We start from the raw sequence: 6,711 nt of genomic DNA on the forward strand, positions 1-6,711 counted from the left end.
AGCTCAATCTGCTACAATCGGCAGCAAATATCAGAAATGCTGTATCAGAGACGAGTTTTATGAGCAGAACCATCCGCATCGCAACCCGAAAAAGCCCCCTGGCACTATGGCAGGCTGAATATGTAAAAGCCGAGCTGGAACGCCATCATCAGGGAATCAAGGTCGAGCTTCTGGGCATGGTTTCCAAAGGCGATAAGATTCTGGATGCGCCACTCGCTAAAGTGGGTGGCAAAGGCCTGTTTGTAAAAGAGTTGGAAGAAGCAATGCTGGCAGGCGAAGCTGATATTGCTGTTCACTCCATGAAAGATGTGCCAATGGAGTTTCCAGAAGGCCTGGGCCTGGCAGTGATCTGTCCTCGCGAACAACCTACTGATGCCTTCGTTTCCAACACCTACAACAACATCGATGAGCTACCTCAGGGTGCCGTTGTTGGTACATCATCGCTACGTCGCGAAGCACAGATTCGTGAAAAACGTCCTGACCTGCAGATCAAATGGCTACGCGGCAATGTAAACACCCGCCTGCGCAAACTGGATGAAGGTGAATACGATGCGATCATTTTGGCTTCTGCAGGCCTGATTCGTCTGGAAGTGCCAGAGCGAATCAAATCAGAGATCTCTGTTGATTTCAGCCTTCCAGCTGGCGGCCAGGGTGCAGTTGGCATTGAGTGCCGCATGAATGACGATGAGCTGCTGGAGCTATTAAAGCCGCTACACGATCAGGAAACCGCTTGGCGTGTAACCGCTGAGCGTGCCATGAACCGTCACTTGGAAGGCGGATGCCAAGTTCCTATCGCTTGCTACGCAACTTTGAACAAAGACAACAGCGAACTTTATCTGCGCGGCCTAGTAGCCAGACCTGATGGCACACTGATCCTACGTGATGAGGAAACCGGTAGCCCTAAGGATGCAGAAAGCATCGGCATCAAACTTGCGGACCGCCTACTTGCGGCTGGGGCAAAAGAGATACTGGACGCTGTCTATAACAAAACAGATGGCTAAATCCCTGGAACAACTTAGAGTTCTGGTCACTCGACCAGAACATCAGGCAGAAAACCTTATACAGCTGCTTCAAGCAGAAGGAGCTGAGCCTGTTCCTTTCCCGTTACTTCAGATAGAACCCATTACCGAAACCTCCTCAGGATTCCATATTCTAAAACAACAGATTATGGACCTTGACCTGTTCCAGCATCTGATTTTCGTAAGTCCTAATGCTGCTAACTTTGGCTGCGATTGGATAGATCAATACTGGCCGCAACTACCCGTAGGCATCCAATGGTTGGCCATTGGCAAAAAGACAGCTGAGACCTTGAGCAACTTTGGTATAGATGCCTATCACAGCTCACTAGGGTACGATTCAGAAGCGTTACTGGAATCACCTGCTCTGCAAAATATCGCAGGTGAGAAGGTACTGATTATGCGCGGAGAAGGCGGCCGTGAAAAGCTGGCCGAAGAACTTCGTGCACGAGGCGCAGAGGTTAGCTATGCTGAACTCTACCGTCGCAGCTGCCCAGACCATAACAATAACGATATACTACAGGCACTGCAGCCTTCCCCCGACTACATCATGATCAGTAGCGGAGAAGGTTTGAATAATTTGCTAAACCTGGCCAAGCAAACAATACAGTTAAGCGCTGATTCACTTCGCCAATGCCACCTTGTCGTGCCTAGTGAACGAATAAATAAAGAAGCAAGACAAGCAGGATTCAACAAGATAACCACCGCATCAGGCCCTGATGACCAAGCTATGCTAAAGGCCCTGATGCTGTAACTGACTTTTGCGGAAAGCGACATAATGAGCAACAGAAAAAAACAGTCACAGGAAGAGAAGGTTTCTGATACTCAGTCAACCGAGACTGAAGCAACCGAAACAACCTCTGAAGAAAAGGTTGTTGAAGCAGAAACTACAGACGAGCCGGTAAAAGAAGAAAACTCAACTGAAGAGCAGAAAGCTGAAGCCTCTGTCGCTGATCAAGCAGAACAGGACGAAGCTAAACAGGAAAATACATCTGCACCTCAGCCAGCAGCTAAAGAGAAAAAGCCCGCGACATGGCCGGGTAAACTAGCACTGCCTCTCTCCATCATCGCCCTAGGCGCCGCTGGCTATCTGTACTGGCTATCTCTGCAGCAAGGCAACAACCTGTCCCAGAACAATGCTGCAATAGAGTCTCAGGTATCCAACTCTCTGAGTGAAGCTCGTAGCTCTCTGGATCAGTCAGTTGCCGATATGAACCAGAAGCTAGGTCAGTTACAGGCCCAAAGCCAAGCTGACAAGAACAACATTGATGAGCTTCAGAAACGTCTGACCAAGAGCATTCAGCAGGTTACAGCCAAACAGCAGACAACACGTAAGGACTGGCTACTGGCTGAAGTTGAATACTTACTGCGTCTGGCTAACCAGCGTGTATTGATGGAAAACACGGCCGACGGCGCACTGACTCTACTGAAGTCTGCAGATAAAATTCTCAAAGAGACTGACGATGTAACAATCTACGAGGTGCGTAAAGCGCTCGCTGCCGATATCGCCTCTCTGGAAGCGATACCTCAGTTAGACACTGAAGGCGTATTCCTGCAGCTGGGCGCTCTGAACAATCAGGTTCAGAACCTGCGCCTTATCCCTATATCTAAACAGCACAAGCTACCAGAACTAATTGAAGAGGTTACCCCTGAAGCGGTTACTGAGTCTTGGAGTGCAGGCTTAGAGGCATCTTGGGGTAAAGCGGTAGACAAACTTAACAAGCTGGTTGTCGTACAGCATCGTGATGAACCTATCGAGCCACTGCTTTCATCTGAACAGACCTACTACCTGCAACAGAACCTTCATCTGATGCTGGAACAGGCACAGTTAGCACTACTGCAGCGTAAGCAGGCTTCTTATGATGCCAGCCTGGATAAAGCTCACAGCTGGATCAGCACTTACTTCGAAGAAAGCGATGGCACAACCCAGAGCCTTCTACGCGGCATCTCTGAACTGAAAGCAGTTAAAGTTACTGCTGAAATGCCTGATATTTCTGGTTCCCTACGTAGCCTGAAAGGCTACCTGGCACAGATGGCAAAACTTAAGGAACAGGGGGCTTCCTAATGAAAAAGTTGTTCCTCCTACTTCTTCTGATTCTGGTGGCTGGCGCCTGGATCGGGGAAAAAATGATTAAAGACTCTGGTTATGTGCTAATTGCATACGACCAGACAACCATCGAAACCAGCCTGTGGGTACTGCTCATCGTTTCGCTGGTCAGCTTCATTATCGGTCACTGGCTGGTTAACCTGATCACTCACACCCGCCTACCAACTGCGAAGCTACAGACATGGCGTGAACACCGTAACCAGCGCATTAGTCGTCGTAAGACACTGAAAGGCCTGACACTGTTGTCAGAAGGGAACTGGGCTCAAGCACAGAAACAGTTGGCACAGGCTGCGGAGAAATCTGACCTACCTCTGATCAACTACCTGTCAGCAGCACGCGCAGCTCATGAGCAAAATGATGAGCAGGCAACAGATGATCTGCTACAAAAAGCTCGCTCCAGCACGCCTGAGGCGGAAGTAACGGTAGCTATTTCACAGGCAGAGATCCAACTATCCCGCGGACAGTTGGAACCTTGCTTGGCAACACTGCTTCGCCTACGCAGCCTGGCACCCAAAAACACATACGTAATGAAGCTACTGAAAGATATCTACCTGCGTCTGGATGACTGGCAGGAGCTTTCTAAGCTGATCCCGACCCTAAGCAAGCACCAAGCCCTTAAGGATGAAGAGCTGACCGAGTTGAGCCGTCAGTGCTTCAGCCAGCTACTTGATGACAGTGTTAACAAACATCCTGTTGAGGCTAGCGAAGATGATCGTCTCAAAGCGCTAGGCAAAGCGTGGCACGATCTGCCAAAAGACCAATCCCGCGATGGCGATTTAGTACAGCACTACACTGAATTGTTGGTTTCTCTTGGCGCAGAAAGTCGCGCAGAACAGAACCTTCGTGATCTGATCAAACGCAACTGGGATGAGAAGCTGGTCAATCTGTATGGCCGAGTGAACGGTGATAATGCTAAGAAGCAGCTGGATAACGCCCGTAACTGGCTGAAATCCCATGCAGAAAGCCCTGCATTGCTCCTGACACTGGGGCGCCTATCACTGCGTAATCAGCACTGGGGACAAGCAGTTAAATACTTTGAACAAAGTCTGGAGTTGGAACCTCGTTCCGAAACTCTTGCAGAGCTGGCTCGTCTGTTACGCCATTTAGGCGAACCGGACCGTGCCCAGGCATTACTCCAGCAGAACCTGAATCTGGTGGCTTCAAACCTACCTGAGCTACCAATGCCGGAAGAAACTAAAGAGACAGCATAAGATTATTGGCAAGGATCTAAATTTGCCTATCTTAAGACAGTAAAAAGGGATGCTAATGCATCCCTTTTTATTTATTGAATGAAGCCACTGACTTATTCCTCTGGCGCTAGAGCCTCCATCGCCTGATCCGCCCAATGCAAGCTATGCCGGTATGCAACTTCAAAGAACTCTTTGCCTAAATTGGATTGCTCCACAGCTTTCCAGTCTCCTTCCTCAAAAGCGACCACTGCTTTTAGCATCGCTCCCAGATCCCCTTGATACCTTGCAATAGCCAGCTTGATACTTTTCTCAAGTGGGATCTGTTTGAGCAGGGAAACCATATCCACATCCAATAAGACATCCAATTGGGAGATCATGCCAACCATAAACGCACTATCTTCCTGCCCCATTCCTGAGGATTCTGCCAACAGTTCACACATACGCCCACGGACGAGCAGATTACGCGGCAGCTCTTCCGGTTTATCCGTATTTCCGGCCAGCGTGATCAGGGTTGCCCACTTACGTAGCTGATCATGCCCAAGCAAGACTACCGCCTGCTGCATTGAATCGATGGGTCGGGTTAATCTGTATGCTGCTGAGTTCACAACCCTAAGGATTTTAAAGCTCAGCTTAGGGTCCATGATAATCAGCTCTTCAATCTCTGCCGGAGTAATGTCCTGACGCTGTAACTGAGAGAGGAGCTGTAGCAATGCAGCGCTATTTCCTGGAACCTCCTTGCCAAGCACCTTGGAAGGGCGACTGATAAACCGGCCTTGGAACAGCTTAAATCCAACAGCCTTACAGAATTTCAATGTATCAAAATCATCAACATTCTGGGCAAGCGCAGTTATTTTCGATTTAGAGAGGGTCTTCACTAAAGGTAGAATCTTTTTCCTATGCATCAGACTGAAATCAACTTTGACAATATTGACCAGCTTAACCAATGGAACAAGATGAGGCTGAAGGCTGAATCCATCCAATGCCAGTCTATAGCCTTGTGCGGAAAGCTGTTTCAGATGAGAGATGACCTCGTCTGTAACCTCTACATCAGCGCCGATCTCGATGACTACCTCTTTCTGCGGCAGGGTCAATATCTGACCATCACTGAGCATGTTGTTAGGAAAAGGGATAAATAAGGGTACGCGGCTTACTCGTCCATCCTGACATAGACTGGTAAAGGTATGCATGATCAGAAGGGAACCTTCCGTATCACGGTCAAACAGTGAATCCTGTGCCTGCTCGGAGTACTGATAACGCAACTGGTACGCGACAATCTTCAGCTTGCTATCAAAGATAGGCTGCCGGACCATCAATACCTGTGAATTATCCTGCTCCATCAAGAAGTATCCCTGTCAAAGATGAAGAAATGCGTATGGACAGCTTATCCGTTGAGTGTGACTAATTCCAGCATCTTTAAATTGACACAAAAAAAGGAGCCGAAGCTCCTTTCTCTTAGATAACTATTTAGGCCTTGGCGCGTACGCAAAGACATCGGAGTGCATTTTCTCCTCAACAAAGCCACGCTCTTCGCAAGCATCTAACAAGGCATACACCATGGCAGGAGAGCCACTGGCAAAGATTTCAACATCATCGAAGTCAGCAAAATCTTCGAGCACGGCCTCAGGCAGAAGTCCTGTTCTTCCTGTCCAGCCAGGACTTTTTTCCGGTTCGCTTACCACAGGTTCAAAATGAACATGAGGATGCTCCGCTGCCCATTGCATTGGCAGCTTTTCCAGATACATATCTTCTTCGACACGTGCGCCCCAGTAGATATGAATTTGATTGCCAAACTGGTTTGCCAATAGATGCTCAACAACACTTGTCACCTGAGCGAAACCTGTGCTGGCAGCAGCCAAAATCAGTCGGGTATCAGAACCAATTTTATGCGCCTGTAGGTAGCAATCCCCTTTCGGGATCTCTATTTCTACTGTCTTGCTTTCCTGGAGGTAAGAGATAATCGCATTGGAAATATCACTCTCAGGCATATGGCGGATATGCAGCTCAAGGTCACGACCCTGATCTGGCGCTGAGCCGATTGAAAACGAAGCCTGCTTACCATCAGGCAGTAAAATATCCAGGTACTGTCCAGCATAGAACTCAGCGGACATAGACGCCGTTGCAGGCATCTTCAGTCGAATACGATAAACATCACTGTTTAACTTTTCGATTGCGGTTATATCACAAAGTAACTTCTTCACCGATAATTCTCCAGGGCATCTCAGCCCCTCTACATTCACCCTAATATCTGTCAGCGGCTTACAAGTACAAGCCAGCACTGTTTCCCCATCGCTCTTCGCTTCTATTTTTATATGCTTCTCGGGGTAACGCTGTTTTATCTCGCCCTGTAGCAGCTTAACTTCACAAATCTCACATACGCCATTTCGGCAGCTGACTCTTA

At 48.5% G+C, this 6,711-nt stretch carries 6 protein-coding genes; 4 read left to right on the forward strand and 2 right to left on the reverse strand.

What is annotated here, in order from left to right:
- Positions 1-59: 59 nt before the first annotated feature.
- From hemC to GY843_RS18370, 4 genes are read left to right on the forward strand one after another with little or no spacing between them, the layout of a single operon-like run.
- Positions 60-1,001 (forward strand): hydroxymethylbilane synthase, encoded by a 942-nt coding sequence (hemC, locus tag GY843_RS18355; protein WP_297311809.1) that lies wholly within the window; start codon positions 60-62, stop codon positions 999-1,001.
- A complete protein-coding gene (locus tag GY843_RS18360; RefSeq protein ID WP_297311802.1) occupies positions 994-1,770 on the forward strand; it encodes a uroporphyrinogen-III synthase in 777 nt (258 codons plus the stop codon). The genes hemC and GY843_RS18360 overlap by 8 nt, the downstream gene beginning before the upstream one ends.
- Positions 1,771-1,794: 24 nt before the next feature.
- Entirely contained in the window at positions 1,795-3,081 is a 1,287-nt protein-coding gene (locus GY843_RS18365) for a uroporphyrinogen-III C-methyltransferase (protein ID WP_297311804.1), read from the forward strand.
- On the forward strand, positions 3,081-4,334 hold the full coding sequence (locus GY843_RS18370; protein ID WP_297311806.1) for a heme biosynthesis HemY N-terminal domain-containing protein: 1,254 nt from the start codon (positions 3,081-3,083) through the stop codon (positions 4,332-4,334). Before GY843_RS18365 ends, GY843_RS18370 begins: the two co-directional genes overlap by 1 nt.
- Positions 4,335-4,426: 92 nt before the next feature.
- Here the strand turns inward: GY843_RS18370 and GY843_RS18375 are convergent, their stop codons facing one another.
- A complete protein-coding gene (locus GY843_RS18375; protein ID WP_297311807.1) occupies positions 4,427-5,650 on the reverse strand; it encodes an EAL and HDOD domain-containing protein in 1,224 nt (407 codons plus the stop codon).
- Between the two features lie 123 nt (positions 5,651-5,773).
- Positions 5,774-6,711, reverse strand: a 938-nt coding sequence (locus tag GY843_RS18380; RefSeq protein WP_297311808.1) for an FAD-binding oxidoreductase, incomplete at its 5' end; no start/stop codon positions are given.

The organism is Neptuniibacter sp. (genome assembly GCF_024231755.1).
Lineage (GTDB): Bacteria > Pseudomonadota > Gammaproteobacteria > Pseudomonadales > Balneatricaceae > Neptuniibacter.

Coding starts and splice junctions, on each gene's coding strand:
- GY843_RS18370 (WP_297311806.1), top strand. CDS start 3,081: ATGAAAAAGTTGTTCCTCCTACTTCTTCTGATTCTGGTGGCTGGCGCC.
- hemC (WP_297311809.1), top strand. CDS start 60: ATGAGCAGAACCATCCGCATCGCAACCCGAAAAAGCCCCCTGGCACTA.
- GY843_RS18365 (WP_297311804.1), top strand. CDS start 1,795: ATGAGCAACAGAAAAAAACAGTCACAGGAAGAGAAGGTTTCTGATACT.
- GY843_RS18360 (WP_297311802.1), top strand. CDS start 994: ATGGCTAAATCCCTGGAACAACTTAGAGTTCTGGTCACTCGACCAGAA.
- GY843_RS18375 (WP_297311807.1), bottom strand. CDS start 5,650: ATGGAGCAGGATAATTCACAGGTATTGATGGTCCGGCAGCCTATCTTT.